This window comes from Mangrovibacter plantisponsor (assembly GCF_003182475.1).
GTDB classification, from domain to species: Bacteria; Pseudomonadota; Gammaproteobacteria; order Enterobacterales; family Enterobacteriaceae; genus Mangrovibacter; species Mangrovibacter plantisponsor.
This window is the reverse complement of the sequence record NZ_QGTS01000005.1, coordinates 226219-253124: the sequence shown is the minus strand read 5'-3', so window position 1 is coordinate 253124 and position 26906 is coordinate 226219. Positions and strand designations below refer to the sequence as shown.

27 protein-coding genes are annotated in these 26906 nt (G+C 50.8%); 4 read left to right on the top strand and 23 right to left on the bottom strand.

All coding sequences use genetic code 11. The annotated features are described in order from the left end of the window. Window positions 1-11 precede the first annotated feature (11 nt). The 5 genes from DES37_RS09940 to DES37_RS09920 form a co-directional block, all read right to left on the bottom strand. Window positions 12-968 (bottom strand): transketolase family protein, encoded by a 957-nt coding sequence (locus DES37_RS09940; RefSeq protein ID WP_036116017.1) that lies wholly within the window; start codon window positions 966-968, stop codon window positions 12-14. Continuing rightward, the gene (locus DES37_RS09935; RefSeq protein WP_110025691.1) at window positions 961-1794 is read right to left on the bottom strand and encodes a transketolase; all 834 of its coding nucleotides are present in this window, start codon (window positions 1792-1794) and stop codon (window positions 961-963) included. The genes DES37_RS09940 and DES37_RS09935 overlap by 8 nt, the downstream gene beginning before the upstream one ends. Continuing rightward, window positions 1778-3181: a PTS ascorbate transporter subunit IIC gene (locus tag DES37_RS09930; RefSeq protein ID WP_110025690.1), complete on the bottom strand. Its 1404-nt coding sequence runs from the start codon at window positions 3179-3181 to the stop codon at window positions 1778-1780. Before DES37_RS09930 ends, DES37_RS09935 begins: the two co-directional genes overlap by 17 nt. 24 nt (window positions 3182-3205) lie before the next feature. Beyond that, complete coding sequence (locus tag DES37_RS09925) at window positions 3206-3478, bottom strand: PTS sugar transporter subunit IIB (RefSeq protein ID WP_036116446.1); 273 nt, start codon at window positions 3476-3478, stop codon at window positions 3206-3208. A 202-nt stretch (window positions 3479-3680) separates the two neighbouring features. Continuing rightward, window positions 3681-4124 (bottom strand): PTS sugar transporter subunit IIA, encoded by a 444-nt coding sequence (locus DES37_RS09920; RefSeq protein ID WP_110025689.1) that lies wholly within the window; start codon window positions 4122-4124, stop codon window positions 3681-3683. A 247-nt stretch (window positions 4125-4371) separates the two neighbouring features. Here DES37_RS09920 and DES37_RS09915 point away from each other — a divergent pair, with 247 nt between their 5' ends. Continuing rightward, window positions 4372-5391: a LacI family DNA-binding transcriptional regulator gene (locus DES37_RS09915; protein ID WP_036116026.1), complete on the top strand. Its 1020-nt coding sequence runs from the start codon at window positions 4372-4374 to the stop codon at window positions 5389-5391. Between the two features lie 186 nt (window positions 5392-5577). Here the strand turns inward: DES37_RS09915 and yfcD are convergent, their stop codons facing one another. The 3 genes from yfcD to yfcF form a co-directional block, all read right to left on the bottom strand. After that, window positions 5578-6192 carry an NUDIX hydrolase YfcD gene (yfcD, locus tag DES37_RS09910; protein WP_110025688.1) on the bottom strand — a complete coding sequence of 205 codons (615 nt, stop codon included), beginning with the start codon at window positions 6190-6192 and terminating at the stop codon, window positions 5578-5580. A 54-nt stretch (window positions 6193-6246) separates the two neighbouring features. Continuing rightward, window positions 6247-6798, bottom strand: a complete 552-nt coding sequence (gene yfcE / locus DES37_RS09905) for a phosphodiesterase (protein WP_036116027.1) — start codon at window positions 6796-6798, stop codon at window positions 6247-6249. 61 nt (window positions 6799-6859) lie between these two features. Continuing rightward, the gene (gene yfcF / locus DES37_RS09900) at window positions 6860-7504 is read right to left on the bottom strand and encodes a glutathione transferase (protein ID WP_110025687.1); all 645 of its coding nucleotides are present in this window, start codon (window positions 7502-7504) and stop codon (window positions 6860-6862) included. 236 nt (window positions 7505-7740) lie between these two features. Here yfcF and folX point away from each other — a divergent pair, with 236 nt between their 5' ends. After that, window positions 7741-8109 carry a dihydroneopterin triphosphate 2'-epimerase gene (folX, locus tag DES37_RS09895; protein ID WP_036116031.1) on the top strand — a complete coding sequence of 123 codons (369 nt, stop codon included), beginning with the start codon at window positions 7741-7743 and terminating at the stop codon, window positions 8107-8109. A gap of 20 nt (window positions 8110-8129) precedes the next feature. Beyond that, window positions 8130-9020 carry a TIGR01777 family oxidoreductase gene (locus DES37_RS09890; protein ID WP_110025686.1) on the top strand — a complete coding sequence of 297 codons (891 nt, stop codon included), beginning with the start codon at window positions 8130-8132 and terminating at the stop codon, window positions 9018-9020. Between the two features lie 55 nt (window positions 9021-9075). On the opposite strand, the gene hisP is transcribed toward DES37_RS09890, so the two are convergent. The 14 genes from hisP to pdxB form a co-directional block, all read right to left on the bottom strand. Continuing rightward, window positions 9076-9849, bottom strand: a complete 774-nt coding sequence (gene hisP / locus DES37_RS09885) for a histidine ABC transporter ATP-binding protein HisP (RefSeq protein WP_036116034.1) — start codon at window positions 9847-9849, stop codon at window positions 9076-9078. Window positions 9850-9858: 9 nt separating this feature from the next. Further along, entirely contained in the window at window positions 9859-10575 is a 717-nt protein-coding gene (locus DES37_RS09880; protein WP_036116036.1) for an ABC transporter permease, read from the bottom strand. Continuing rightward, the gene (locus DES37_RS09875; RefSeq protein WP_110025685.1) at window positions 10572-11258 is read right to left on the bottom strand and encodes a histidine ABC transporter permease HisQ; all 687 of its coding nucleotides are present in this window, start codon (window positions 11256-11258) and stop codon (window positions 10572-10574) included. Before DES37_RS09875 ends, DES37_RS09880 begins: the two co-directional genes overlap by 4 nt. 75 nt (window positions 11259-11333) lie before the next feature. Further along, complete coding sequence (gene hisJ / locus DES37_RS09870) at window positions 11334-12116, bottom strand: histidine ABC transporter substrate-binding protein HisJ (protein WP_036116039.1); 783 nt, start codon at window positions 12114-12116, stop codon at window positions 11334-11336. Between the two features lie 286 nt (window positions 12117-12402). Continuing rightward, a complete protein-coding gene (gene argT, locus DES37_RS09865) occupies window positions 12403-13185 on the bottom strand; it encodes a lysine/arginine/ornithine ABC transporter substrate-binding protein ArgT (RefSeq protein WP_036116040.1) in 783 nt (260 codons plus the stop codon). Window positions 13186-13607: 422 nt separating this feature from the next. Next, the gene (purF, locus tag DES37_RS09860; protein WP_036116041.1) at window positions 13608-15125 is read right to left on the bottom strand and encodes an amidophosphoribosyltransferase; all 1518 of its coding nucleotides are present in this window, start codon (window positions 15123-15125) and stop codon (window positions 13608-13610) included. 96 nt (window positions 15126-15221) lie between these two features. After that, window positions 15222-15707: a colicin V production protein gene (gene cvpA / locus DES37_RS09855; protein ID WP_036116044.1), complete on the bottom strand. Its 486-nt coding sequence runs from the start codon at window positions 15705-15707 to the stop codon at window positions 15222-15224. Window positions 15708-15917: 210 nt separating this feature from the next. Next, window positions 15918-16616, bottom strand: a complete 699-nt coding sequence (gene dedD, locus DES37_RS09850; protein WP_110025684.1) for a cell division protein DedD — start codon at window positions 16614-16616, stop codon at window positions 15918-15920. Beyond that, a complete protein-coding gene (folC, locus tag DES37_RS09845; RefSeq protein WP_110025683.1) occupies window positions 16606-17874 on the bottom strand; it encodes a bifunctional tetrahydrofolate synthase/dihydrofolate synthase in 1269 nt (422 codons plus the stop codon). The genes dedD and folC overlap by 11 nt, the downstream gene beginning before the upstream one ends. A 71-nt stretch (window positions 17875-17945) precedes the next feature. Then, window positions 17946-18860: an acetyl-CoA carboxylase, carboxyltransferase subunit beta gene (accD, locus tag DES37_RS09840; protein WP_170123754.1), complete on the bottom strand. Its 915-nt coding sequence runs from the start codon at window positions 18858-18860 to the stop codon at window positions 17946-17948. A gap of 147 nt (window positions 18861-19007) precedes the next feature. Further along, window positions 19008-19679: a DedA family protein gene (locus DES37_RS09835; protein WP_036116055.1), complete on the bottom strand. Its 672-nt coding sequence runs from the start codon at window positions 19677-19679 to the stop codon at window positions 19008-19010. Between the two features lie 9 nt (window positions 19680-19688). Next, window positions 19689-20516 (bottom strand): tRNA pseudouridine(38-40) synthase TruA, encoded by an 828-nt coding sequence (gene truA, locus DES37_RS09830; protein WP_110025681.1) that lies wholly within the window; start codon window positions 20514-20516, stop codon window positions 19689-19691. Further along, complete coding sequence (locus DES37_RS09825; protein ID WP_110025680.1) at window positions 20516-21529, bottom strand: aspartate-semialdehyde dehydrogenase; 1014 nt, start codon at window positions 21527-21529, stop codon at window positions 20516-20518. The genes truA and DES37_RS09825 overlap by 1 nt, the downstream gene beginning before the upstream one ends. Window positions 21530-21594: 65 nt before the next feature. Next, window positions 21595-22731, bottom strand: a complete 1137-nt coding sequence (gene pdxB / locus DES37_RS09820; RefSeq protein ID WP_110025679.1) for a 4-phosphoerythronate dehydrogenase PdxB — start codon at window positions 22729-22731, stop codon at window positions 21595-21597. Window positions 22732-22852: 121 nt separating this feature from the next. On the opposite strand from pdxB, the gene flk reads away from it, so the two are divergent. Further along, the gene (gene flk / locus DES37_RS09815; protein ID WP_036116064.1) at window positions 22853-23866 is read left to right on the top strand and encodes a flagella biosynthesis regulator Flk; all 1014 of its coding nucleotides are present in this window, start codon (window positions 22853-22855) and stop codon (window positions 23864-23866) included. A 177-nt stretch (window positions 23867-24043) separates the two neighbouring features. Here the strand turns inward: flk and DES37_RS09810 are convergent, their stop codons facing one another. Further along, entirely contained in the window at window positions 24044-26863 is a 2820-nt protein-coding gene (locus DES37_RS09810) for an autotransporter family protein (RefSeq protein ID WP_110025678.1), read from the bottom strand. Between the last annotated feature and the right edge of the window lie 43 nt (window positions 26864-26906).

Sequence of the window (26906 nt, the reverse complement as noted above, 5' to 3'; positions counted from 1 at the left end):
ACAGCTAACTGCTACTCCAACAGCTCCTGCGCCGCAGCGACAATATCTGCGCAAGTCAGCCCGTAGGTGCGTTGCAGGTAGTCCTGGGTGCCCACCTGGCCATACTGGTCCTTCACGCCGACCCGCCGCAATGGCACCGGGCAAGTCTCGCTTAATACTTCCGCTACAGCAGAACCCAGCCCATTGTGGATATTATGGTTTTCACAGGTCACCACTCGCCCGGTTTTCTCCGCATAATTTTTTACCAGCATGCGGTCTATCGGTTTCAGGGTGAACATATCAATCACCGCGGCGTCCACTCCCTGGTGTGCCAGTATCGTTGCCGCATCCAACGCCTCTGCAACCATAATCCCGTTGGCTATCAGCGTAATATCACGCCCTTCCCGTAAAACATTCCCTTTGCCAATGGTAAAGGTGGTACCGGGCTCATAAATACGCCGGGCCTGTTTGCGAATGGTGCGCACCCAGTAGAACCCATCAAGCCCGATAAGCTGGTGCAGGATGTCACTGAACATCACGCTGTCTGTCACTTCCAGCACAACCGCATGCGCCAGGCCACGCACAATCCCCATATCTTCAAATGACATGTGCGTACCACCGTTGTGGCAGGCAGTAACACCAGCATCCGAGGCAATCACTTTCACATTATTGCGCTGGTAATCCAGTGCCATAAACAACTGGTCAAAACAGCGGCGGCTGGCGAATGCCGTAAAGGTATGCACAAAAGGTTTGCGCCCGGCCAGTGACAACCCTGCGGCGGTGCCAATCACGTTGGCTTCCATGATCCCGCAGTTAATCACATCCCGGGGATACTCGGCCTGCACGGTATCCATTGCCATCGAGCTCATCAGGTCTGCTTCCAGCGCGATAATGCCGCTGTTCTGGCGAATTTGCTCGCGAACAAAGCCGGCATACACTTTGCGCATCTCAATACTGTCTTTCTCACCCAAAGGAGCCAGTTTAATCATGCATCACCTCCAGTTGTGCCAGTTCACGCTCAAGTGTCGTTTGCATATCGGGAGTCAGCCGCAAATGGTGTGAGTTCGGCAACGCCTCCAGGCAGGGCACCCCCTGCCCTTTTATGCTATCCAGAATAACCACCCGTGGTGCGTCGCCCGGTAATGAGACCGGCGCAACAGCCGCCTGTATTCCGGCGATATCATCCCCTTTAACCTGTGTCACCGCGAAACCAAATGCCCTGAATTTTGCACTTAAATCCCCGGGGCTGATAATTTCGCTCAGTGGCCCATCCAACTGCTGCTTATTCCAGTCAACAAACAACACCAGGTTATTAAGCTTATGGTGCGCAATGAACTGGAATGCTTCCCAGCACTGCCCTTCATTCAGTTCACCATCGCCCACTATGCAGAACACCCGGTTCGGTTTCCCGGCCAGTTGATGTGCCAGTGCAATGCCCCCGGCAATGGATACTCCCTGCCCCAGTGAGCCGGTAGTGGCATCCACACCGCGGGTTTTTAACCTGTCCGGATGGCTGGGCAAATGGGTGCCGTTTTCATTGAGAGTCAGTAACTGTGCAACCGGGAAGTACCCTTTCAGTGCCAGCGTGCTGTACAGTGCCGGCCCGGCATGCCCTTTGGATAACACAAAGTAATCCCGTTCCGGCCAGTCCGGGTGTTGTGGGTCTGTGTGCATGACATCACCGTACAACACCGCCAGCGTCTCAACCACAGACATACTGCCGCCATAGTGCCCAAAACCTAAATGATTCAGAGCCCGTAAGGTTTCAATGCGAATTTGCCGGGCAAACGTCGCGATTTCATTTACTGAAGCCATTCGAACCTCCCTGGTTATCAACCGCACTGTTTTCCTGAGGTTTCTTTTTCACCAGGTAATTGAAAGCCACCAGCAGGGCAAACAACGCAACAACCAGCCCCATAATGACGCCCGGAGAGAAGTAACGCGCCAGGTTACCCAGCAGAATGCCGATCACGCCAAAGTCCGCATCGGAGAATGTGGTGTTGGCAAACCCCAGCGCCCCCAGAACCGGCAGTAACAGGACAGGAAGAAAAGTGATCAACAGACCGTTAGCAAACGCGCCCAACATGGCACCACGGCGCCCTCCGGTAGCGTTACCAAAAACACCAGCAGTAGCACCGGTAAAGAAATGCGGCACTACACCGGGCAGGATCAACACTAACTTAAACTGCCCCAGTAAAAACAACCCAACCAGTCCGCCAAGAAAACTGAACAAGAAGCCGACCAGTACGGCATTAGGTGCATAGGGATATACGACCGGGCAATCCAGTGCCGGGCGGGCATTTGGGACCAGTTTTTCAGAAAAACCGGTGAACGCCGGTACAATCTCGGCAAGAATCAAACGCACACCTTGCAGAATAATGAAAACCCCTGCCGCGAAGGTAATTGCCTGAATAATGGAGTACACCAGGAAGTGCTGGCCACCACTTAATTGCGTTTCGACATACCCCTGCCCGGCACAAATAGCGAGGATCATGTAAATCACAATCATGGTCAGAGAAATAGAGATGGAACTGTCACGTAAAAAACTGAGGTTTTTCGGCAGATTCATCTCTTCCGTTGAACGCGAGCCTTTACCGCATTTGCTGCCAATCCACCCGGATAACACATAACCCAGCGTACCGAAGTGGCCAAAGGCAATTTCATCATTCCCGGTGATCTTTTGCATATAACGTTGAGCCAGCGCCGGGAAAAAAGCCATTACCAGCCCCAGGGTCAATGCGCCAGTAAATACCAGCCCCACACCTTCAAACCCGGCTACAGTGAGAATCACGCTAATCATACACGCCATATAAAATGTATGATGCCCGGTCAGGAAGATGTATTTCAGCCGGGTAAAACGAGCAATAATAATATTTGCCACCATGCCGAAAGCCATGATAAGCGCGGTGGATGCACCATATTTTTCCAGTGCAATAGAGACAACAGCCTCATTGTTAGGAATTATCCCCTGAATATTGAACGCATGTTCAAACATACCTCCCAGTGGATTTAACGAGGTTAATAATACCGATGCACCACCTGCCAGGACAATAAAACCAAGAATAGTTTTAATTGTCCCTTTGACTGTATCAGAGAAGGATTTTTTCTGTGCCAGCAACCCAATTAATGCCACGACACCAACCAGCACTGAAGGTACCTTGAGTATATCGACAATAAAACTGAGCACGCCTGAAAGGAACATACCGGCCTCACTTATATTAGTCTGTTAACGGTCTGAAAAATAAGCCGCAAGCTTTGCTTCAAGCTCGTTAATATCAATAATATTATTGATTACCAAAAGTTGATGCTCCGGTACGCTGGCGCTGGCAGCTATATCTTTCGCCATGACAAATAAGTCAGCCGCACCGGGTGTGGCAGAGGATAAATCAGCATGTTCAACCTCTGCCTCAACATTAATTCTTTTAAGCACCTTTTTAATATTCATCTCAACCATAAAACTACTGCCGAGACCTGATCCACATATTGCCATTATCTTCATTATGTTTACCTTTTTGTAGCGTACAGGGAAGTTGTCCTGTGCAGACAACAGGAGAGTAATATTAACACCCGCTATATTTAAATTTTCAGGCAGAATGGCATATTGAAAGCCCCGGTTGATATAGCCAAATGCAGGCCCAAAACCGTACCGCATCCCACCTGTAATCTAAATTACATTGAGTATCTTATTTATAATTATCTGTTTAGTAGTGAGAAAGGATTTCTTTAATATCCTCCACTGAATTAGCATGATGTAGTTTCTGTAAATCCTCATCGCAGGAAAACAATTCAGCCAGGGCAGATATCATATTGATATGGCTGTGGCTGTCGGGTGCTGCCAGCATAATAATGGTGGTAACCAGGTCAAAATCGGCAGAGCCAAATGCCACACCCTGTTCAAGTTTCAGTAATGACAACCCCATTCCCTGTGCGCCATCCTCTGGCCGTGTGTGTGGCATTGCCAGCCCCGGGGCCAGCACATAATACGGCCCCAGTTTTTCATGCTGGGTTATCACCGCCTGAACGTAGCCCGGGGTAATCACTTCCGCTTTAAGCAGAGGTTCAGCACTCAGGTGCAGTGCCTGTTGCCAGTTTTCTGCACGCTCACGGCACTGTATGGTCCCATCATGTAACCACTGTGAAAGCATAATGTGCTCCTGTCCCTTCAGTTATGGGCAAACTTTAGGCAAGCCAGCGGGTTCTGACCGTGACAGACTTCTCAAAGATAGCGCTATCAGAGGGAATATCACCGATATGTGATAGCGCTATCAAAAAATGAAAGGTTGCACAAAAAACAGTAACCAGAGAAGGTTACCCCCTATAATATCAGGATAATAACCCACGATTTTTATGTGAAAAGTGAGTAAGTGCTACACCTTTGATACAGGAACGAGCATGTCTTTAACCCGAAAAAGACGCAGCACCGGCAAAGTCACGCTGGCCGATGTCGCGCAGTTAGCCGGTGTCGGCACCATGACAGTTTCACGCGCACTGCGTACCCCTGATCAGGTTTCTGACAAATTACGGGAAAAAATCAACGCAGCAGTCAATGAGCTGGGGTATTTACCCAACCTGGCAGCCAGCGCTCTGGCATCGGCATCGTCCTATACCATTGCCATGGTGGTGCCAAATTTAGCGGAGTCTGGCTGTACCGAGATGTTCGCCGGGTTACAGCAGGTGTTACAACCTGCCGGCTACCAAATTATGCTGGCGGAATCGCGCCACCGCCTGGAGCAGGAAGAAAAGCTACTGGAAACCCTGCTTGCTTCTAATCTGGCCGCAGCCATTCTTCTGAGTGTTGAGCACAGCGATAATGTCCGTACCTGGCTGGGCAATGCCGGGATCCCGGTTATGGAGATAGGTGCCACGCGGGCAGATCCGGTTGATATGAATATTGGCATTGATAACGTTGCCGCCATGTTTGAACTGACCAGTATGCTGATTGAGCGCGGCTACCAGAATATTGGCCTGCTGTGCGCAAACCAGGAGCAATGGATTTTCCAGCAGCATTTGCAGGGCTGGTATAAGGCCATGTTACGCCACCATATTTCCCCCAACAGAGTCATTAATGCAGCCGCTCCGCCGACGTTTTCCACCGGCGCAGCACAATTACCCGAATTCCTGCTGGCCTGGCCGGAACTGGATGCACTGGTATGTGTGTCAGATGAGCTGGCCTGTGGCGCACTATATGAATGCCAGCGCCGCAGAATTAAAGTCCCTGATGACCTGGCGGTTGTCGGGTTTGGTGACAGTGATGTTGCGAAAGTCTGCCAGCCGCCATTGACTACGTTGTCGGTGCCGCACCGCGAGATAGGTATTGAGGCAGGCAAGGCATTACTGGCACGGCTTAACGGGGAAACTCAGCCAAACCAGAAGCCCATTAAATCAACATTATGTATGCGGGAAAGTTGTTAATCAGGGCCTGATACAGGCCCACAGATTGATAAAAAAGAAGGAAAAAGCGTGGTTTTTCCTTCTTTTTAGTTAGTGGGCGAAAATCAATGAATTGATTTTCCTGGTTTTTTATTGGGTGACATCCTCTCGTTCTGTGCGGACATGAGGTTTGTCATCAGCCTCAGGGCCTGATACAGGCCATTAGGTTCACTGTGCAGCAGGTGAATCTTCTTCGCCAGAAGCTTCAGCTTTTGAAGGCTCAGCAGGTTCCGTTTCTGCCGTCTTTCCGGCTGCAGGCTTGTTCTCTGCCCCGCCATTACGGCTCATCCACAACGCCAGCGCTTTAAGTGAATCTGGTGTGAATTCATCACAACGTGCGGTGATTTCTTCAGGCAGCATCCAGCACACTTCGCTGACTTCTTCTTCCTGAAGGGCAAATGGCCCGTGAGAGACACAACTGAACAACCCGCCCCAAACCCGGCAATTCTCATCTTCAAAGTAAAACTGGCCATGTTCAGCGAAAGGTACACCCGCAATACCCAGCTCTTCTTCTGCTTCGCGGCGAGCGGAATCGAGCAGCACTTCGTCAGCCTGCACCACTCCACCAGCCGTGGCATCCAGCATACCCGGCATGAAGTCTTTAATTTCTGTGCGCCGTTGCACCAGAATTTTCCCCATGCCGTCATGTACCACGATATAAGTGGCGCGATGCCGTAACCGCTGCGCGCGCATTTGCGCACGGCTGGCCTGTGCAATCACTTCATTGTCTTCATTGACAATGTCCACCCACTCCGTGCCAGAATTTGAGTCCTGTTCCACCATCGGTAACCTTTTTGTTCAGGCGCTCTGTTGGCGCATTTGTTTTGTCGAAGTAAATTACGGCGTTATGCATACCTGTGCAATAACATCGTGATTTTCCAGATTATGAACCCGCATCTGTTCCCCATCCAGCATGCCATAACTGGCCGGATATCCCCCCTTAGGAATACTCACTGAGCCGGGGTTGAACAGAAAAATATCCCCACGCTGCTCGGCGACTGGAATATGCGTATGACCAAACACCAGCACATCACTGAGCCCCAGCGGAGGTAGCTTCTCTGGATGATACAGGTGTCCGTGTGTCAGAAAAAGGCGTTGTTCAGGAAGCAGCACTTGCTGCCATGGCGCTGTTATCGGGAATGACAACAGCATTTGGTCTACTTCGCTGTCGCAGTTACCGCGCACAGCAATAACTCGCGAAGCCACCGCATTTAGCTGCTCCGCAACCTGGGCAGGCGCATAGCCTTCGGGCAGCGCGTTACGTGGCCCATGGTTGAGCACATCACCAAGAATAATCAGCCACTGCGCATCACTGGCAGCAAAAATTTCCAGTACCCGCTGGCAGGCTGGCAACGCACCATGAATATCTGAAGCAAACATCAATTTCATTACACACTCCTGTGCTTATCATGCTCAGACAGGCTGAGTGGCAAGCAATAGTGCCAGCGCATCAGGCAGAATGCCTGGCGGAAAGTGCGACATATTGCTGAACGGAGGATCTTTGCCACTGGACAGTGGCATATTCAACCAAATTCTCTGGCACAGGGTCACCGTGCATGATCAGGCGATTAAGCATCAGTGCCAGATCTGTGTCGGCAATACACCATTCACCAAATAAATTATGTTGTGAAGGCTCAATCAGAGAGGAGGCCAGGTGAATCAGGCGCTGTGCATCTGCTTCCCCCCGGGGAGTCAATGGATCGAAGTGTTGCCCGGCAAAAATCACGCCAGTGGAACGTTCCTGGCGCAAAGCAGCCAGGTCTGAACGCAACCAGGCCTGAATTTCACGTGCTTTGGCCCGCAACTGTGCCTCTACCGGGTAGATCCGTTGCCGGGTTGGCGGAGCAAACGTGTCTTCCAGATACTCCGTAATGGCAGATGACTCCGCCAGTAAAAAGCCATCCACATCCAGCACGGGTACACGCCGCGTAATGTCAAAACCTGCCCAGCCGCTCTGATGATTCTGCCCGGAATCCAGGTCGATGGTTTTCAGGGTGAATGACAGCCCCTTTTCTTTTAAAGCAACAAATACAGACATGACATAAGGGCTGTGAAAACAAGCATCTGACCACAGACAGATTGTTGGCTGACTCATAAGTTTCTCCATTCGCATTGACCCATGAGAAAAAATACAACGAATTTCAGCACCATTCCAGCAAGCCTGCATGTAAAGCCGGATTTTCTGCTTCAGCACTGGCTTGCAATATAACTCACTGCAAAGAAAAGAAATTTCCTGCGTTTATACCAGCACACACCCCAGATTTTGACCTCCCATGACCGGAAAAGCTCGTGTATTATGGCGCTATAAAGATAATCAGGAGGCACACTTGCATGTCGTATCAGGATGCTATTATTCGAATTAAAAATCTCAGGCTGCGTACGTTCATTGGTATCAAAGATGAAGAAATCGCTAACCGGCAGGATGTCGTGATTAATATTACGCTGCATTATCCAGCAGATAATGCCCGGCATAGCGAAGACATTAAAGATGCGCTGAATTACCGGACTATTACCAAAGCGGTTATCCAGCACGTTGAGAATCATCGTTTTTCGTTGTTAGAAAAATTAACTCAGGATGTGCTTGATATCGCACGCCAGCATGACTGGGTCACTTATGCTGAAGTTGAAATCGATAAACTGCACGCGTTGCGTTACGCAGACTCAGTTTCTATGAGTATGAGCTGGCGTCGCGATGCCTGATTAATGCTCCGGGAGGGAATATGCAAGTTTTGCTGACAGGTGGTACAGGTCTGATTGGGCGTCACCTTATCCCTCCTTTGATAGAGACAGGCCACAGTATTACCGTGGTCACCCGCTCCCCGGAGCGGGCCCGGCAGTTGCTCGACCCAAGGGTTACGCTCTGGCAGAGCCTGGATGAACACCCCACGCTTGATGGGTTCGACGCTGTCATTAATCTTGCCGGTGAACCCATTGCCGATAAACGCTGGTCTGCAACGCAGAAACAGCGCTTATGCCAAAGCCGCTGGCGTATCACCCAACGCCTGGTAGAAATGATCCATACCAGCAACCAACCCCCGGCTATTTTTCTCTCCGGTTCCGCTGTGGGTTTTTACGGCGATACCGGCGATGAAGTCGTGACCGAAGAAGACACTCCACATAACGCGTTTACTCATGAGCTTTGTGCAAAATGGGAAGCCATTGCTTTGCAGGCACAAAGCCCGCACACCCGAGTCTGTTTACTGCGCACCGGCGTGGTTCTGGCACCTGATGGCGGCATGATGAGTAAATTGTTACCGCTGTTTCGCCTTGGGCTCGGCGGCCCGTTAGGTGACGGGCACCAGTATCTGTCATGGATCCATATTGACGATATGGTGAACGCCATTATTTGGTTGCTGGATAACCCACTACAAGGGCCTTTTAATATGGTGGCGCCTTACCCGGTCAGAAATGCCAGGTTTACACAATTGCTGGGAGAAGCAGTAAACCGCCCGGCAATTTTACGCGTACCTGCCCGGGTAATAAGCCTGATGATGGGTGAATCCGCCACACTGGTACTGGGTGGCCAGAATGCGTTACCTCGCCGCCTTGAGCAGTCAGGTTTTGGCTTTCGCTGGTTTCAACTTGAAGATGCTTTACAGAATGTGACCTGAGTGGCGCGCTTAGGGCTGAATACCCAGCATTAAGCGCGCCACAACGGGTGCAGGATTATTTCAGCGCGCCACTGAGGAATTGCTGCAAACGGGGGCTTTGCGGATTAGTAAACACATCCTCAGGCTTCCCTTCTTCTTCAATTTTCCCTTTGTGCAGGAAAATAACGTGGCTGGAAACATGGCGGGCAAACTCCATTTCATGGGTAACAACCACCATGGTTTTCCCCTCTTCAGCCAGTTGCTGCATAATGCGCAGCACTTCGCCCACCAGCTCCGGATCCAGTGCAGAAGTTGGTTCATCAAACAGCAGGACTTCAGGCTCCATAGCCAGAGCGCGAGCAATAGAAACACGTTGCTGCTGGCCACCAGATAAATGAACCGGGTATTTCGCCTGTGCCCGCTCATCAATACCCACTTTTTCCAGGTATTTAATAGCGCGCGCTTTTGCTTCGGCTTTATTTAAGCCCAGCACTTGTACGGGTGCTTCCATGACGTTTTCAAGAACTGTCATGTGCCCCCACAAGTTGAAGTGCTGGAACACCATGGTCAGGCGAGTGCGCAGCAGGCGCAGTTGATTTTTATCGGCAACTTTCAGTTGGCCGTCTTTGTCACGGACTAACGTAATATTCTCGTTATTAACGATAATCGTGCCTTCGCTGGGTTTTTCCAGAAAGTTAATGCAGCGCAGGAAAGTACTTTTCCCTGAACCTGACGAGCCAATAATACTGATGACATCTCCGGCATTCGCCTTTAATGAGACCCCTTTCAGCACTTCATGCTCACCGTAATGTTTATGCAGATCAGATACGTTTAATTTATTTTCGGCCATGGCTATCACTTAGTGCGTTGAGGCAGGTTTAACATGCTGGAGCCAGCGTTTTTCAGCTTTGCGGAACAGGCTTATCAGGCAGAACGAAATCGCCAGATAAAGCACAGCGGCAATACCAAACGCGGTAAAAGGTTCATAGGTTGCCGAGTTAATATCACGGGCAACTTTGAGCAGATCCGGCACCGTTGCGGTAAACGCCAGTGCGGTAGAGTGCAGCATCAGAATCACTTCATTGCTGTACGCCGGAAGCGCAATACGCAGCGCAGAAGGCAAAATAATGCAGCGATACAACTTAACAGAAGAAAAGCCATATGCCCGGGCGGCTTCAATTTCACCGTGTGGCACAGAGCGGATCGCGCCGGCAAATATTTCCGTAGTATAAGCACAGGTGTTCAGTGTCAGCGCCAGTATCGTACAGTTCAGGCCACTGCGGAAAAACTCATTGAGCAGCATATTGCCTTTGACAACTTCCAGCGTATACATCCCGGAATAAAACACCAGTAACTGTACATACAGCGGTGTACCGCGAAAAATATAGGTAAACAGCCACACCGGAAACGCCACAAATTTATTACTGGAGACGCGGGCTATCGACAAAAACAATGCCATGATGCCCCCCATCACTACCGAGGCGATAAGCAGCCATAAGGTAATTGCGACACCAGTAAAACGGTAACCGTCGGTCCAGAGCAGTTGTTGCCAGTATTCGTGGATAATATCAATCACAAGTCTGCCCTCTTCACGCCCACTGAATAACGGCGTTCCAGCATCAGCAGGACCCCATTTGATACCGTGGTAAACACTAAATATATCAACCCACAAACAATGGCAAAGTAGAACGGTTGCCAGGTACTTTTCCCGGCAAGCTGTGTGGCTTTAACCACATCTTCCAGGCCAAGCAGTGATACCAGCGCGGTTGCTTTCAAAATTACCTGCCAGTTGTTACCAATACCAGGCAGTGCAAAGCGCATCATTGAGGGGAACAGAATCCGGTTGAATATCTGCCAGCCGGTAAAACCGAATGCGGTCGCGGCTTCAATCTGACCTTTGGGAACCGCCAGAAAAGCGCCACGGAAGGTTTCCGTAAAATACGCGCCATAAATGAAGCCCAGCGTGATGATCCCGGCAACCATCGGATCGATATCTATCTGCGCCATACCGAAAGCATCGGTCACAGCATTAAGCGCAATTTGCAGACCATAGAAGATCAACAACATCAACACCAGATCAGGAACACCACGAATCAATGTGGTATAGCATTCAAAAAAGAACGCCAGCGGTTTGCTGCCTGAAAGTTTCCCTCCGGCACCAACCAACCCAATAATCACTGACAGGAGTACTGAAGTGATTGCCAGTTCAAGGGTGACAATCGCCCCCTGGAAAATAACGTGCGAAAAACCATACAACATGGTGCGTATCCTGCCGTCAGTGTCTTTCCGATACGAACCTGCTCCCGTTGGAGCAGGTTGCATCACTGGTGACCGTTAACCACCGTAGACATCAAAATCAAAATATTTCTTCGCCAGCTTGTCGTAAGTACCATCTTTACGCATGTCGGCGAAGGCTTTGTTGAGCGCTTCCCGCAACTCGTTATCCTCTTTGCGGATCCCCATCCCCGTGCCGACGCCAAACAGTTTGTCGTCTTTCACGGACGGGCCACCAAACTGGTAGCTTTTCCCTTCCGGTTGCTTCAGAAAACCTTCACTGGCAGCCACTTCATCCTGGAACGCCGCATCAATACGCCCGGCCATCAGGTCTGCGTAAATGGAGTCCTGCCCCTGGTAAGAGACTATCTCAATGCCTTTAGGCGCCCAGTATGTATTACCGTAAGTTTCCTGAACGGTACCCTGCAACACACCAACACGCTTCCCTTTGAGGGATTCAACCGTTGGCTGGATAGGGGAACCTTTTGCCACCACCAGACGAGAATCAGCCGCATACAGTTTGTCGGTAAAGGCAATCTGCTGCTGGCGTTTTTCTGTGATGGAGAGTGAAGACATGATGGCGTCTATTTTTTTCGCCTTGAGAGAAGGGATCAGCGCATCCAGCGGGCTTTCTACAAAGGTGCACTTGGTATGGATTCGTTTACAAAGCTCTTTCGCCAGGTCGATATCAAAACCGACCAGTTCCCCACTGGCACTTTTCGACTCAAAGGGGGCATAGGTTGGGTCGGTCCCGATACGGATACTCTCAGGAAATGCCGCGAATGCTGTGGAAACACTGGAGCACAATAATGCCAGTGAAAGGGCGAAAACCTTCTTATTCATACTCATCCTCAATAGACTGTACTTGTCCTGAATGACAATTTTTGTCAGGGGGTAATAGCAGATTCTGTGCCAGCATGGAAGAAAACGGTGAAGAATAATCTTAGATACCACAATAAGTTATTATTATGGTGACCTGACACCGTAATTCGCGCACCCCATTTTGGTGCACACTACGCACCAAAACCATACGACAGGGTTTCATCCTGCACCAAAAAGGCACATACCTTACCCACATCCCCGGCCAGCCACCGTTGTGGCTGGCCTGACGACAGACTATAGGGTTGGCTTACTCGCCGTAAACATTGAAATCAAAATATTTCTTAGCCAGTTTGTCGTAAGTACCGTCTTTGCGAACTTCATCAAATGCTTTATCAAAGGCCGCTTTCAGGTCAGCATCTTCTTTACGCAGACCAACACCAGTACCATCACCAAAGTATTTCTTATCTTTTACTGACGGGCCGGCAAAGGCAAAGTCTTTACCAGCTGGTTGTTTCAGGAAGCCTTCGCTGGCAGCCACTTCATCCTGGAATGCTGCATCCAGGCGGCCTGCAACCAGGTCTGAATAGATAAGGTCCTGGGTCTGGTAGGAGATAACATCAACCCCTTGCGGACGCCATTTTTCATTAGCATATGCTTCCTGAGTAGAGCCCTGCAGGACGCCGACATGCTTGCCTTTCAGCGAAGCAAGCGTTGGCTGAATCGGTGAGCCTTTGGCAGCAATCAGGCGAGAGTCTGCAGCGTAAAGCTTCTCGGAGAAAGCAATTTCCTGCTGACGTTTTTCAGTGATAGAGAGAGAAGAAATGATAGCGTCGATTTTTTTGGCTTTCAGAGACGGAATAAGCGCATCGAAATCACTGCTAACCCAGGTGCATTTAGCATGCATTTTGGCACACATGGCATCACCAAGGTCGATATCAAAGCCCACGAGTTTACCGCTGGCATCCTTAGAAGAGAAAGGAGCATAAGTTGGGTCGGTACCAATGCGGATATCTTTAGGAATTGCTGCGAAAACACTGCTGGCTGCGGTCAGTCCTAACAGCAAAGACAGTGCAAGAACCTTCTTCTTCATACTTTACCCTCAAGAGTTCAGACGTTTTACGTGATGTGTTGTGTTTTGTAGTGTTGTGTTTTGCATACTGAAGCTTGCACTTACCGTGCCACTTTTTTAACTTCAGGCAGATTCGCCAGTTTGTTAAAAAAACGTTGCATCAAGGCCTGCCAATGAAAGATAGCAGCTATGCTTGCGAGGAAAAGCTAATTTTGCGTGTTATCAAAGAGTAAATATCGAGGTTTTGATCGCGCCTGCAAAAACGCGCCATAAGTGTGCACGTACTGAACTTTCGCACCCAACCAGTGCAGGCAGGCATTTTTCGATGAGCATGGGAAGCCGTCTTGCACTTATTTCGTACTTACCCGTTCGCTGTTTACCATAAAAACAAAGGCCCCGGTGCAGATTGTTGCACCGGGGCCCAGGAACAAAGCGAGTGATTATCAGCCTTCGTTATGCATTTCCAGGCTTTCTACTTCGTTCTGGCGCTGCACAGCTTTGGCGTCGTCGTTACGCAATGATTCCAGGTACTCAAGGTAGTTATGGTCAACATCTTTCGTGACATAAACCCCATTGAACACTGAGCATTCGAATTGCTGAATATCCGGGTTCTCGGCACGTACAGCCTCAATCAGATCATTGAGATCCTGGAAAATCAGTCCATCAGCACCAATTAACTCGCGGATCTCATCCACTTCGCGACCATGGGCAATCAGCTCGTTTGCGCTCGGCATATCAATACCGTACACATTCGGGAAACGAATCTCTGGCGCAGCGGATGCCAGATACACTTTCTTCGCTCCGGCTTCACGCGCCATTTCGATAATCTGTTCGGAAGTGGTTCCGCGCACGATGGAGTCATCTACCAGCAGGACATTTTTATCACGGAATTCAGCGCGGTTGGCATTAAGCTTACGGCGCACTGATTTACGGCGTAACTGCTGCCCGGGCATGATAAAAGTACGGCCTACATAGCGGTTTTTCACAAAACCCTGGCGGTAAGGTTTATTCAGAATACGGGCAATTTCCAGTGCGATATCGCAGGAGGTTTCCGGAATTGGAATCACCACATCGATATCCAGATCTTCCCATTCACGGGCAATCTTCTCACCCAATTTTGTCCCCATACCCACGCGAGCGCTGTAAACGGAAATCTTATCGATGAAAGAATCCGGACGGGCGAAATAAACGTATTCAAACAGGCAAGGGTTACTGGTGGGGTTATCGGCACACTGGCGAGTAAACAGTTGGCCTTTCTCGGTAATGTACACCGCTTCACCCGGTGCGACGTCACGAATGAAATCAAAACCCAGGGTATCCAGCGCGACGCTTTCCGAAGCAACCATGTACTCGGTACGCCCGTCGCTGACTTCGCGTTTACCCAGCACCAACGGACGGATACCGTGTGGATCGCGGAAAGCCACCATGCCATGCCCAATGATCATTGCAACACAGGCATACGCACCACGGATCTGGCGGTTAGTGCCGGCAATAGCAGAGAAGATATTATCTGCTTCAAGAGGGTAATGGCGGTAGTTATCCAGTTCGCTGGCAAAAATATTCAGCAGAATTTCAGAATCTGAGGTGGTATTGATGTGGCGACGTTTTTCTTCGAACAGCTTTTTGCGTAACTCATGAGCATTAGTCAGGTTACCGTTATGCGCCAGGGTAATACCATAAGGAGAGTTCACATAGAACGGCTGTGCTTCAGATGCGCTTGAACTGCCAGCAGTCGGGTAACGAACATGGCCGAGCCCCATATTGCCCTGCAAACGTTGCATATGCCGGGCTTCAAATACATCACTCACCAGGCCATTTGCTTTACGCAGGCGAAAACAATTGTTTTCATCAATGGTGATGATGCCAGCGGCATCCTGCCCACGGTGTTGTAACACCGTTAACGCGTCATAAATCGACTGGTTTACCGGCATAACACCGGCGATACCGACAATACCGCACATGTTGTCTTTTCCTCATCATGAACACACAGCCGTTACCCCACCTGAATATAACAGGCCTGGAGGCCAGTGTGTTCTTTGCCACACCCCCCGATACAATTACCGGGGTAAGAAACTCGACGAGCTTTGCAGGTAGTCAAAAAACCACCTGATGATGAAACTGAACTGCGGAACCAATTGCGATTTTTGCCAGTCTTCGCTTTTCGCCATACCGGTAAAGGTATCGAGAAAAAACAGGATAGCGGCAACAATGAGCACACCACGCAAAGCACCAAAACAGATACCCAGCACCCGGTCTGTACCGGACAGGCCCGTTTTCTGAACCAGCGTGCCAATGACATAGTTGACAATAGCACCGACTATCAGTGTCGCGACAAACAAAATGCCAATCGCAATTCCATTTCGCACCAGCTCTTCTTCAAAGCCAGTGAACCAGACTGCCAGATACGTATAGTAATGGCTGGCAACAAAGAAAGCGCAGCCCCATGTCACCAACGATAATGCTTCACGTACAAAGCCACGGATCAGGCTGACCAGACAGGAAAAACCTATCACCGCAATAATGGCGTAATCTATCCAGACCATTTCAAGTCCCACGATTTACCGCCCTGACATCCGATTCGGGGCGCATTCTAACAGAAAAAGAAAACGTTTGCGTAGGGATTTCCTTCCCGTGCAAAAATAAAAATGGCGTTGAAAAAACGCTCAACGCCACAACCCTGAGCCCGTGTAACGGGCACTTATCCAGGCGGCAAGCGTAACGCTTACCCCTGATATTCTTTACCTGCCAAAGTGTTAATGAACGCTGTAATTCATCACCACCCCGTTAAGCCCGGACAAACTGTGCAAATCTCCAAGAGAAGCTTTGAGTTTGTCTTTCGATGCTTCCGGGCCGACCAGAATCCGGGTGATTTTCCCCTGAACGGGTGTGGTTGGCAAGGTATACACCCGGTAACCTGAAGCACGTAATTTACTGACTATCTCATTCACTTTGTCAGCATTTTTCAGCGCACCGAGTTGCACCACATATGCCTTACCTTCAGGTGTGGGTGGCGTATCCTCTTTCACCGGCACTTTCGGTTGAGTGACCGGTTGGGAAACAGGTTGCTGCGCCGTGGTTTTACCCGCACCTGGTTGGCGAGTGACAGCCTGCGTGTTACGCCCGGATGCAGAAGAATCCCTTTCGACCGGGATGGCATCCAGCCCGGCTCCGGTATTGGCTGGTAAATTTGCCGTATCAATTGACGAGTTGGAAGCATTGCTCGCCCTTACCTCTTCAGCCGCCCCTTCAGGAGGTTGAGCCGGAATAGGCTGGCTGGCTGGCGGCAATAAGTCGTTTTCGTCTTTGTCACCCGCTTTTGGGACCAGCGGAATTGCTGCAAACTCATCCTGATAGTGCTTTTTTTGCCCGTCGAGCAGCCCTGGCAAGACAATAACTGCCAGCGCAACCAGCACCACAGTGCCCACTAACCGGTTTTGAAACTTACTTGCCACCCGTCGTCCCCGCGTCCATTTCTTCCATTACATGTGCCACAGTATGGAATGAGCCACATACCAGCACGGTATCTTCTGGGGCCGCATCCGCCATTGCTGCCCGCCAGGCGTGTGCTACATCAGGCCAAGTGCTGGCCCCGGGAAGATGCGCCACCAGCGTTTCTGCCGAAGCACCACGCGGCCCTTCCAGAGGAGCACAATACCAGCTATCTACCTGTGGTGACAAACATGCCAGCGTACCCTGGATGTCTTTATCGTGCAGCATGCCAACCACGGCAAGAACTCGCCCGGCCTTTGGCAATGCCGCTAACCGGGTGGCGAGATAACCCGCCGCATGCGGATTATGTGCCACATCCAGAATCACCTGTGGTGAGTGAGCCACAACCTGAAAACGCCCGGGCAAAGTGGCATTACGCAAGCCGTCCCGAATATGCTGTTCAGTAACACTGAGCCCACTGGCGCGCAGTGCTGCCAGCGCAGTGGCAGCATTAGGCTGCGGCACCAGAGGCAGCGGAAGGTTGCCCAGCTCACCGAACTTATCGCTGAAACGCCAGTGTTGCTCGTTAACCGAGTAACACCAGTCCTGCCCTACCCGGCTCAATAGCGCGCCTTTATCCTGCGCTACCTGCGCGATGGTCTCGGGCATATCGGGCTCGCCGACGATCGCCGGTTTACCACCACGCAAAATACCGGCTTTTTCCCGGCCAATGCTCTCGCGATCAGGGCCAAGCCAGTCGGTATGGTCCAGCGCGATACTGGTAATAACGCCAACATCACAGTCAACAATGTTGGTCGCATCAAGGCGCCCACCCAGGCCAACTTCCAGAATAGCCACATCGACGGCAGCCTGTTTAAACAGATACAGCGCCGATAACGTACCAAATTCAAAATAGGTGAGAGATGTCTCCCCACGCGCAGAGTCTATTGCAGCGAATGACGCTGTATGTTGCCCGGCATCCAGTTCCTGCCCCTGAATACGCACCCGTTCGGTATAGCGAACCAAATGCGGAGAACTGTAGACACCAACCCGATACCCGGCGGCAATCAGCGTGGTTTCCAGCATGCGGCAAGTTGTGCCTTTGCCATTCGTTCCGGCAACGGTAAAAACAAAAGGAGCTGGTTTGCGAACACCCATTGTGTCCGCGACTTTCGCAACACGCTCAAGCCCCAGATCAATGGTTTTGGAGTGGAGATTTTCCAGATAAGAAAGCCACGTTGCCAAAGGCGACGTGGCTTCAAGATGCAATTCGTGTTTCATAAACGCCGTTCTGCATAACTGTATTCAATAGTAGAACGGGCAGCGCTGTATGCGCCGCCCGTGGAGTCTTGTCAGGCTTCATCGCCTTCTTCGGGAACTACCGGCGTAATGACGGCAGTTTCATCCGGGTTTGGAGCAGGCTGATTAGTCAGTTTCGCCAGAATTTGTGCCAGTTTCAGGCGCATTTCCGGGCGGCGAATAATCATATCAATCGCCCCTTTTTCAATCAGGAACTCACTGCGCTGGAAACCTGGTGGCAATTTCTCACGCACAGTTTGCTCAATAACACGCGGACCGGCAAAGCCAATCAGTGCTTTTGGTTCGGCAATATTCAAATCACCAAGCATGGCGAAACTGGCTGATACACCACCCATAGTTGGGTCGGTCAGTACAGAAATATACGGCAAGCCGCGTTCCTGCATTTTTGCTAATGCTGCACTGGTTTTAGCCATTTGCATCAACGACATCAGTGCTTCCTGCATACGTGCACCACCTGATGCAGAAAAACAAACCAGCGGGCAGTTATCTTCGAGCGCCTGTTCAACAGCACGAATAAAGCGCGCACCGACGACAGAGCCCATTGAGCCGCCCATAAAAGCAAACTCAAATGCAACCGCAACAACCGGCATGCCATACAGTGTGCCTTTCATTACGACCAGTGCATCTTTCTCACCCGTTTCTTTTTGGGCAGTTGCCAGGCGATCTTTGTATTTCTTGGAGTCTTTGAACTTCAGCACATCTTTAGGCTCAAGTTCACTTCCCAACTCTACCAGCGAATCTTCATCTAACAAGGTATGCAGGCGTGCACGCGCAGACATGCGCATATGGTGATCACACTTCGGGCACACCTCAAGGTTGCGCTCCAGCTCAGCGCGGTACAGCACCTGTCCGCAGCTGTCACATTTCGTCCACACCCCTTCCGGGATGTTAGCGCGGCGGGTTGGGGTAATGTTGCTCTTATTGAGAATTCGTTCAATCCAGCTCATTGATGACCTTTCTGCCTGAACCTGGTCGATGCCAGTTTTTCTGTGGGGGCGCATAATGCCATTTTCTCCGCCCACAGACCATAAATGTTGCTCATTAAACCATAACCGGGCCCGACTTTGGATAAAAAAGTGGTCGAACCCCTTGGCTTACTCTTTTATCTGGCGAGCCTGACGTGCTGCTGCGCGTTTGTGGCGAATAATTTCCACAACACCGGGTAAAACCGACAACACGATAATTGCCACAATCAACAATTTCAGGTTGTCCTGTACTACCGGCAGGTCTCCGAACAGGTAACCGGCATAGCTGAACAGCAACACCCACAAAATTGCACCAGTGACGTTAAACAATGCAAAATGCCGGTAAGACATATGCCCCATGCCAGCAACAAAGGGAGCAAAAGTCCGCACGATAGGCACAAAACGCGCCAGAATTATCGTTTTACCACCGTGACGCTCATAAAACGCATGGGTCTTTTCGAGATAGCTGCGCCGGAAAATCTTTGAGTTCGGGTTACTGAACAACCGCTCACCAAACACCCGCCCAATAGTATAGTTGACGGCATCACCAATAATTGCCGCAGCGACCAACAGCACCACCATAATATGCACGTTCAGGTCGTTGCCCGGTAAAGCAGACAGCGCCCCGGCAACAAACAGCAAAGAATCGCCAGGCAGGAACGGTGTCACAACTAACCCGGTTTCACAAAACAGGATAAGAAACAGTATCCCGTAAACCCAGACACCATAGTTGGCAACCAGTTCAGCCAGGTGCACATCAATATGTAAAATAAAATCAATGATAAAGTGGATAAATTCCATAATACGTCCTTAACAGTCCAGGCTCAGAGACGGCAGGAACAAAGGCCCCATAACCGGTTCAGGTAACGCAAACTCAGCAGGATAATCCACCGCGACTAAATATAACCCTTCCGCTTTGGCTGTCGCCGCCGCCAGGGTTCTGTCTTTCGCCGCCAACAACCAGGCTATCCATTCTTCCGGCTGATTACCGCACCCTACTTCCAGCAGGCTGCCGACTATATTTCGTACCATATGATGCACAAAAGCGTTGGCTTTAATATCCACCACCAGGTACTCGCCATACCGGTTTACCCGGATATGCGACACATTACGCCAGGGTGTGCGCGACTGGCACTGTACTGCACGAAACGAAGTGAAATCATTTTCACCTAACAGGCTCTGAGCCGCCCGCTGCATCTTTTCAGCATCCAGCGGTAAATGGTAATGCGACACACCACGCTGCAAAATGGCCGGGCGCAGGCGATTATTATAAATCACATAGCGATAACGGCGTGCTGTCGCACTGAAACGTGCATGAAAAGCCTCAGGCACATGTTTCACCCATTTTACTGCAATGTCGCCTGGCAGATTCGCATTGGCGCCCAATGTCCATGCAGCATCTTTGCGCTCTGCCTGCGTTTCAAAATGCACCACCTGCCCGGTGGCGTGCACACCCGCATCCGTTCTGCCAGCACAGAATACATGGACAGGTTCGTTAGCAACCTGGCTTAATGCTTTTTCCAGATTTTCCTGAACACTACGCACTTCCTGCTGACGCTGCCAGCCATAATACTGGCTGCCATCATACTCAATACCCAGCGCTATTTTGCTGCGGCTTACTGCGATTACACCGGACATTACCAGAAGTACTCCTGCAGGAGTTTTTCTGCTGTTTTCAGTGCCATTAACGCGCCACCGAAGCGAACGTTATCAGCAACAGACCAGAACTGGACTTGTTCAGGCAAACCGTAATCATTGCGCACACAACCAATGGACAAGTGCACACTGCCAGAGGCATCCGCCACCTGAGTTGGGAAGTCCTGCTCTTCGGACAAAGCAATGTCTTCCTGGCGAGTAAACGCATCACGCGCTTCTTCTGCAGAGAGCGGGCGTAACGCCTCCATCCCTACCATTTGCGCGTGCCCATAAAACACCGGGCTCTGGATACAACTGACCGAAATCAACAGCCCTTCGTCCTGCAGCACTTTACGCACCTGGTCGACCACCTGGCGTTCTTCACGCACACTGCCTTGTGCATCAGGCACCAGAGGCAACATATTAAATGCCAGTTGGCGCCCAAAATGGTCATCGTCTTCTAAAGGTAAACCATTAAGCAGGCGAGCGCTCTGCCCGGCAAGGGCGTCAACCGCAACTTTGCCATGTGCAGAGGCCGGTAACAGATTTGTCACCTGGAGGCGGGACAGACCACCTTCTTCAATCAAGGGCTTAACTGCCGAAAGTAACTGGCAGGTCAGGCTGTCTGCCACTGCAACCACATTGCGATTACGGTAATCTGCCAGAACAAACGGGTTTACATCTGGCACCACTAAAGGCACATCTGGCTCCAGAGCAAACAAGCTGCTGGAATCAATCACTACGCAACCCGCATTAGTTGCTTCTTCAACGTATGCAGCCGTTGCCTGTGTACCAGCGACAAAAAATGCCAGTTGAGCCTGCACCCAGTCAAACTCAGCGGCATTCTGTACTTTCAGGGTTTTTCCTGCGAAACGCACGGTGGTACCTGCGCTTTCTGCTGTCGCCAGCAAGTGAAGTTCACCAACAGGGAACTGACGCTCTCCAAGTAACTCAATCAGGGCTTCACCGACCGCGCCGGTCGCCCCGAGGATGGCGATATTCCAACCTTCTGACATAGTGGTTTACTCCAGACAAAATAAAAGCACTCCCCGCCGTTCACAGCAGGGAGCGGTAATGACGATTATTGATGAGGGGAAAATTGCGCGTTAAAACCTAACTGATTCAGCAAGGCCGCTGCAGACTGGTCATCACATTCAACAAGTAAGGAAGACCACTCTCTGCGCTCTTTGTAAAACTTACGCAGTTTATCAAACTCCCCGGTGTGCCCTGCTACTCTGCGCAGGGGGGCATCATCACGGCGCACATCATACACCAGATGCGCCAGTCTTTTCAGCGCAGTTTGATCGAGTGGTCCATGCAAGGAAACCCTACTAAATTCAGGAGGTGGGAGCAAAGTATTCAGCGACACCGTTTCTGGTTGCCCGATAAAAGCGCTGAAAGCTTCATATACCTGCGTAGTACCGCGCGCTTTCCCTTCCAGGGTGTAACCCGCAATATGAGGTGTACCGATGTCTGCACGCTCAAGCAGAGCCAGATTCAGGTCTGGCTCACCTTCCCATACATCCAGAACAGTAAAGAGCGCCTGGCCGTCATTCAGGCAGGCCAGTAACGCTGCATTGTCCACTACCGGGCCACGGCAGGCATTAATTAAAATAGTGCCGGGTTTCAGGCGCCGCAATAACGATTCATCTGCCAGGTGCAGGGTTTTATAAGGCCCGTCTTTAAACAGTGGGGTGTGGAACGTCAGGATATCCGCTTCCTGCACCAACGTTTCCAGCGGCAGGAAAGCCTCGTCATCGCCCTGGTCAGCACGCGGTGGGTCACACAATAATGTTTTAATACCCAGCGCTTCTAAACGTTTTTGTAACCGCCCACCCACATTACCTACCCCAACAATACCGACAGTCCGGTCCTGCAAAGCGAAACCTTCACGCTCAGCCAGCATCAGTAATGCGGAAAAGACATATTCAACCACCGCAATCGCGTTACAACCTGGCGCGGCAGAGAAACCGATACCTGCGCTGGATAACCATGCGCTATCAACATGGTCAGTACCTGCGGTTGCAGTACCCACAAATTTTACTGGCGTACCAGCCAGTAACCCGGCGTTGACTTTGGTGACAGAACGCACCATTAACGCATCAGCACCCGTCAGCGCATCCTCAGGGATTGGGCGACCTGGCACAGACTGAACTTCCCCCAACCGGCTGAACAACGCCTGAGCATAGGGCATATTTTCATCAACGAGGATTTTCACGTTACAGTACCTGTTTATGTGCGGGAAATAACGCGTAAGTGTGCCATAATCTTGACCTCAGGCCTATTGCTGTACATGCCGTCTGGCTGAACCGACCCAGAAAGATTAAGGATTTGTTATTATGCAACCCATTGTGGGCCATTCACCCCAACCTCCCGGCGAACCGCCAGGTACCCCCAGAACCACACCACCAGCTGGTGAAGCACCGCTTTCCACTATTCAGCGCACGGTACTGGAACGCCTGATAACCCGCATCATTGCGCTGACTCAGCAACAACCGGCGGAAGTGTGGGCGGCAATGAAGCATGATCTCGGGTTGAAAAATAACACACCAATGCAGTCCCGCCACTTTCCTGCGGCAGAGCAAAACCTGAACCAGCGCCTGGCTGGTGCCCAACAAACCCATGAAACACGTCAGGTTCTGCAACAACTGAATAATTTACTTTCGCAAGGTAATAACCGCCAGGCAGTGAGTAACTATATTCGCCAGGAGTTCGGCCATACTGCGCTCAGCCAGCTCACGCCAGATCAGTTAAAAACGGTGTTAACGGTATTACAAAAAGGCGAAATTGTGGTTCCGCAGCCAACCACGCGCCCGGCCACTGAGCGGCCGTTGTTACCCGCAGAACACAGCACACTCAATCAACTGGTCAGCAAACTCGCCGCCAGTTCAGGCGAATCTGTAAAAACCATTTGGCAGAATCTGGTTGAACTCAGTGGCGCCAAATCCAGCGAGCAAATTCCTGCCCGCCATTTCCCACAGATGGTGACCTGGCTGCAGGCCAGAGAAACGCTGGCGCATAACCCTGCGCCCACATTGCAGGTTATCCAGACGGTGCTAAAACAACCGCTTGAGCACCATGAGTTGCAGCGTATTACGGATACACTGCAGCAGCAGTGGCAGGCCACACCACAGACAGTATTAACAGCCGCGCAGGTTCAGGAAGTGCTGAGCCAAATTTTCTTTATGCGTGCAGAGCGTGGAGCGGTGCAACTGGATGTGCGCAGTATCCAGCCTGTCTATAACCCGTTTATTGCCTTCATATCCGAGCCGCTGAAAGTGATGTCAGCCCGCCCGGGGCTGACATTGTTCGCATTAGTACTGGTCTTTTGCCTGGTGCTACTGGTGCTGTGATGTTTTTCAGGGCGCACTGAACAGGCAGCACTTTTGCCATGGGCAACAACGGCCCCCCATACCAATAACGAAAATAGCCAGGGTAAGCTACAGCACTAGCTATTCAGCACGATTCGCCAGGTTTACGAGAAAAAGAGCCGCTCCTGAGATTTCCCAGAAGCGGTATTAGGTGGCTTATCAGAACTGCTTGCGGACCTGCAGAATAACGGTCTGTCCCTGATACTGTTCACCGAGTTGCACGTTATAACGGGCGTTCAGTGTTAGCGTGTCCGATTTGACAAGAGTGGCACCAACAGACAAGTCTGCGGTGTCTTCAACGGGCGAGGCACCAAAGGTCGTGAAGTTGGTTTCGCCCGCTGTTGCAGCAACATAACTTGCCGTGGTAGTGCTGCGTTGTGGGTTGTACTGGTGTGTCCATATGGCCTGCACGAACGGCACAACATCGCCAAAACCAGTCTGGAATGATTTATCCAGGCGCGCGCCCAGGCCACTACGCAGCGCGTTATTGTGGCTACTCCCCACAGACAAAGCCGAGCCATTATTGCTACTTTCTTTATAGCCATCAGTGGTTTGATAACTGTAACTCAAACTGGCTAGCGGCGTCAGTGTCGTCTTATCCGCCACAATCAGAGGGTAACCGAACTCTGCATTGGTAACATATTGCTGACCATTAAACTTGCCCGATGCCCTGTCAGAGTAACCCGTCATACTTACATTACGCGTAGTATCATAGCGTTGCTGCGTGGCACTAACAGACAGATTCACATACCACGGGTCACCACTGTAACTGGCATAGCCAATCAGCCCCCAGGAATCAACCCCCGTCTTGTTACCGTAGAGATTATCCTGTCCGCGCACCGAGGTATAGCTGTAAGTCAGTGCGCCACCCGCACGCCATGCCTCGCCAACCAGCCGGTCAACGCCCAGCACCATCCCACCGTAATTTGCTTTATAACCGCTGACATTATCCACCATTCCCTGATTAGCATGTCCGCCAAATACCTGCCCCCACGCAGACCAGTCGTCAGGCGCATCCCCTGCTGCCAAACCGCTCATGCCATGTGATTGTGCCAGGCGTATTGAATCAACCCGCTGACTGACCACATTTACTGCACCAAAGGTTGCCACTGACGCCGCCTGGCTGGCGCTGCTGTTCTGCACGGGAGATAACTGTTCCCCCACCTGGTTTGCTTCACGGGTAGAATCGATAGCCAGTGAAGCGTTATACAAATCCAGTAGCCCCGAGGCAATTCCGGTATAATTCTGCAGCCCCCGCAATGAGGATAATGCATTGTCGGTAGTGGCAAATCCATTGTTGGTATTTCCCGGAGTCGACGGTGTTGTCGGTGTTGTCGGTGTTGTCGGTGTTGTCGGTGTTGTCGGTGTTGTCGGTGTTGTTTGGTTACCAAGAGAAACCACCAGGTTACTGGTATTACCCGTATTAACCACAGACCCCGTGGTGACACCATCATAAGCGCTTATCGAATAATTTAACGCGCTGGCATTAAAATTGGTGCCACTTTTGGCTGCACTTACCACCACATAGCGCTGGCCTGCAGCAAATCGCCAGGCGTTAAGCGACTTGAGTGACACAGTAGAACCACTACCAATGGTCGCAGAGCCACTGACAATCAAACGCCCATAACCCGTATCAGTAGTGAGGCCATTGCTCACCGCCGAGTCACCAACGCCAAGCAGCAATGTTGCAGATGAACTTTGCGCGTAATTTCCGGTGATATTGACAAGGTTATTAACCTGCAACGTCGCCCCCGTATTGCGCAGGGTAAAGGAACCAACACTGACGTTATCATTAAGCAGTAAATTACCTGAACTGAAATAGATATCAGATGCGTTGCTTACGATAGTCCCCATGCTGGCACTATCAATATTGCCGCTAAAACCCGTCAGGGTGCCGAAATTCAAGCCAGTTCCGCCGTTAATTATCAACCCTGAGGAGCTCAGATTTGAAATATTGCCGGCAATCAGACCACTGTTATTAACAGGCTCCATCGTGCCAGTTGCGGCGTTATAAATAGCATACCCACTGCCAGAAAGGGTTCCACTGTTAACCAGCGTACCCAGAGTGCCGCTATTATTGATAGCCTGAGCCGCAGTGATCATACCGCTGTTTACCAGGCTGCCGATGGTGCCACTGTTCTGAATACCTGTCGTAGTACCGGAAATCGTTCCGGTACTGTTGTTAAGCGATGTGATTGTACCGCTGTTTTGCAGGCCAACTGTGGTTCCGGTTATGCTTCCCGTATTCGACAACGTGCCAATATTGCCCGGGCTGTTGATGCCGACACCGCCGGTGATGATGCTGCTATTAACCAGCGATGTAATGGCACCGTCGTTCTGGATACCTGTCGTAGTACCGGAAATCGTTCCGGTGCTGTTGTTAAGCGATGTGATTGTACCGCTGCTTTGCAGGCCAACTGTCGTTCCGGTTATGCTTCCCGTATTCGACAACGTGCCAATATTCCCCGCACTACTTATGCCTGCGCCACCGGTAATTATTCCGCTATTAACGAGCGATATAACATCAGTATTATTCTGCATACCAGCAGTATTACCAGATATTGTAGCTCCAGAATTATTGGTTAGCGATAAAATAGTACCGTTATTAAGAATCCCAACAGTGTCACTGAGCATCGCAGTATTATTAACCACGGCGAGACTATTGCTGGTGTTCTCCAGCGCGGCAAATGATGTACCGAGAAGTAGTCCATTGTTAGTTAATGTTTCGGCTAACGCGGATGCAGTTAAGGCCGCAGCACTTGATGAACTGAGCGTGCCATTGCTAGTCAGTGTCATATTCCCACCAGACCAGTTAACGCATCCGGTGGACCCTACCACAGTGACCGTGCCGCCCACATTTATACAAGCTGCATAGGCTTCCGTAGTTGACATCAACGCGATAGCCGACCCCAGAGACACCCCCAGAACCTTACGTCTGTCGAGTTGTGTATCGGCAGGACTTTTTCTATATTGACTCATTCCATACCCTATTATTTATTATAATTTTCAGATTAAACGCATT

Bases quoted from the DNA above. Each gene is read 5' to 3' on its own strand.
- yfcD (WP_110025688.1), bottom strand. From the start codon at position 6,192: ATGGTGGAACAGGACTCAAATTCTGGCACGGAGTGGGTGGACATTGTC.
- hisP (WP_036116034.1), bottom strand. From the start codon at position 9,849: ATGGCCGAAAATAAATTAAACGTATCTGATCTGCATAAACATTACGGT.
- DES37_RS09925 (WP_036116446.1), bottom strand. From the start codon at position 3,478: ATGAAGATAATGGCAATATGTGGATCAGGTCTCGGCAGTAGTTTTATG.
- DES37_RS09930 (WP_110025690.1), bottom strand. From the start codon at position 3,181: ATGTTCCTTTCAGGCGTGCTCAGTTTTATTGTCGATATACTCAAGGTA.
- DES37_RS09890 (WP_110025686.1), top strand. From the start codon at position 8,130: ATGCAAGTTTTGCTGACAGGTGGTACAGGTCTGATTGGGCGTCACCTT.
- cvpA (WP_036116044.1), bottom strand. From the start codon at position 15,707: ATGGTCTGGATAGATTACGCCATTATTGCGGTGATAGGTTTTTCCTGT.
- accD (WP_170123754.1), bottom strand. From the start codon at position 18,860: ATGAGCTGGATTGAACGAATTCTCAATAAGAGCAACATTACCCCAACC.
- DES37_RS09835 (WP_036116055.1), bottom strand. From the start codon at position 19,679: ATGGAATTTATCCACTTTATCATTGATTTTATTTTACATATTGATGTG.
- DES37_RS09940 (WP_036116017.1), bottom strand. From the start codon at position 968: ATGATTAAACTGGCTCCTTTGGGTGAGAAAGACAGTATTGAGATGCGC.
- DES37_RS09935 (WP_110025691.1), bottom strand. From the start codon at position 1,794: ATGGCTTCAGTAAATGAAATCGCGACGTTTGCCCGGCAAATTCGCATT.
- DES37_RS09875 (WP_110025685.1), bottom strand. From the start codon at position 11,258: ATGTTGTATGGTTTTTCGCACGTTATTTTCCAGGGGGCGATTGTCACC.
- argT (WP_036116040.1), bottom strand. From the start codon at position 13,185: ATGAAGAAGAAGGTTCTTGCACTGTCTTTGCTGTTAGGACTGACCGCA.
- DES37_RS09810 (WP_110025678.1), bottom strand. From the start codon at position 26,863: ATGAGTCAATATAGAAAAAGTCCTGCCGATACACAACTCGACAGACGT.
- purF (WP_036116041.1), bottom strand. From the start codon at position 15,125: ATGTGCGGTATTGTCGGTATCGCCGGTGTTATGCCGGTAAACCAGTCG.
- yfcE (WP_036116027.1), bottom strand. From the start codon at position 6,798: ATGAAATTGATGTTTGCTTCAGATATTCATGGTGCGTTGCCAGCCTGC.
- folX (WP_036116031.1), top strand. From the start codon at position 7,741: ATGTCGTATCAGGATGCTATTATTCGAATTAAAAATCTCAGGCTGCGT.
- DES37_RS09920 (WP_110025689.1), bottom strand. From the start codon at position 4,124: ATGCTTTCACAGTGGTTACATGATGGGACCATACAGTGCCGTGAGCGT.
- hisJ (WP_036116039.1), bottom strand. From the start codon at position 12,116: ATGAATAAGAAGGTTTTCGCCCTTTCACTGGCATTATTGTGCTCCAGT.
- yfcF (WP_110025687.1), bottom strand. From the start codon at position 7,504: ATGAGTCAGCCAACAATCTGTCTGTGGTCAGATGCTTGTTTTCACAGC.
- flk (WP_036116064.1), top strand. From the start codon at position 22,853: ATGCAACCCATTGTGGGCCATTCACCCCAACCTCCCGGCGAACCGCCA.
- DES37_RS09825 (WP_110025680.1), bottom strand. From the start codon at position 21,529: ATGTCAGAAGGTTGGAATATCGCCATCCTCGGGGCGACCGGCGCGGTC.
- truA (WP_110025681.1), bottom strand. From the start codon at position 20,516: ATGTCCGGTGTAATCGCAGTAAGCCGCAGCAAAATAGCGCTGGGTATT.
- DES37_RS09915 (WP_036116026.1), top strand. From the start codon at position 4,372: ATGTCTTTAACCCGAAAAAGACGCAGCACCGGCAAAGTCACGCTGGCC.
- folC (WP_110025683.1), bottom strand. From the start codon at position 17,874: ATGAAACACGAATTGCATCTTGAAGCCACGTCGCCTTTGGCAACGTGG.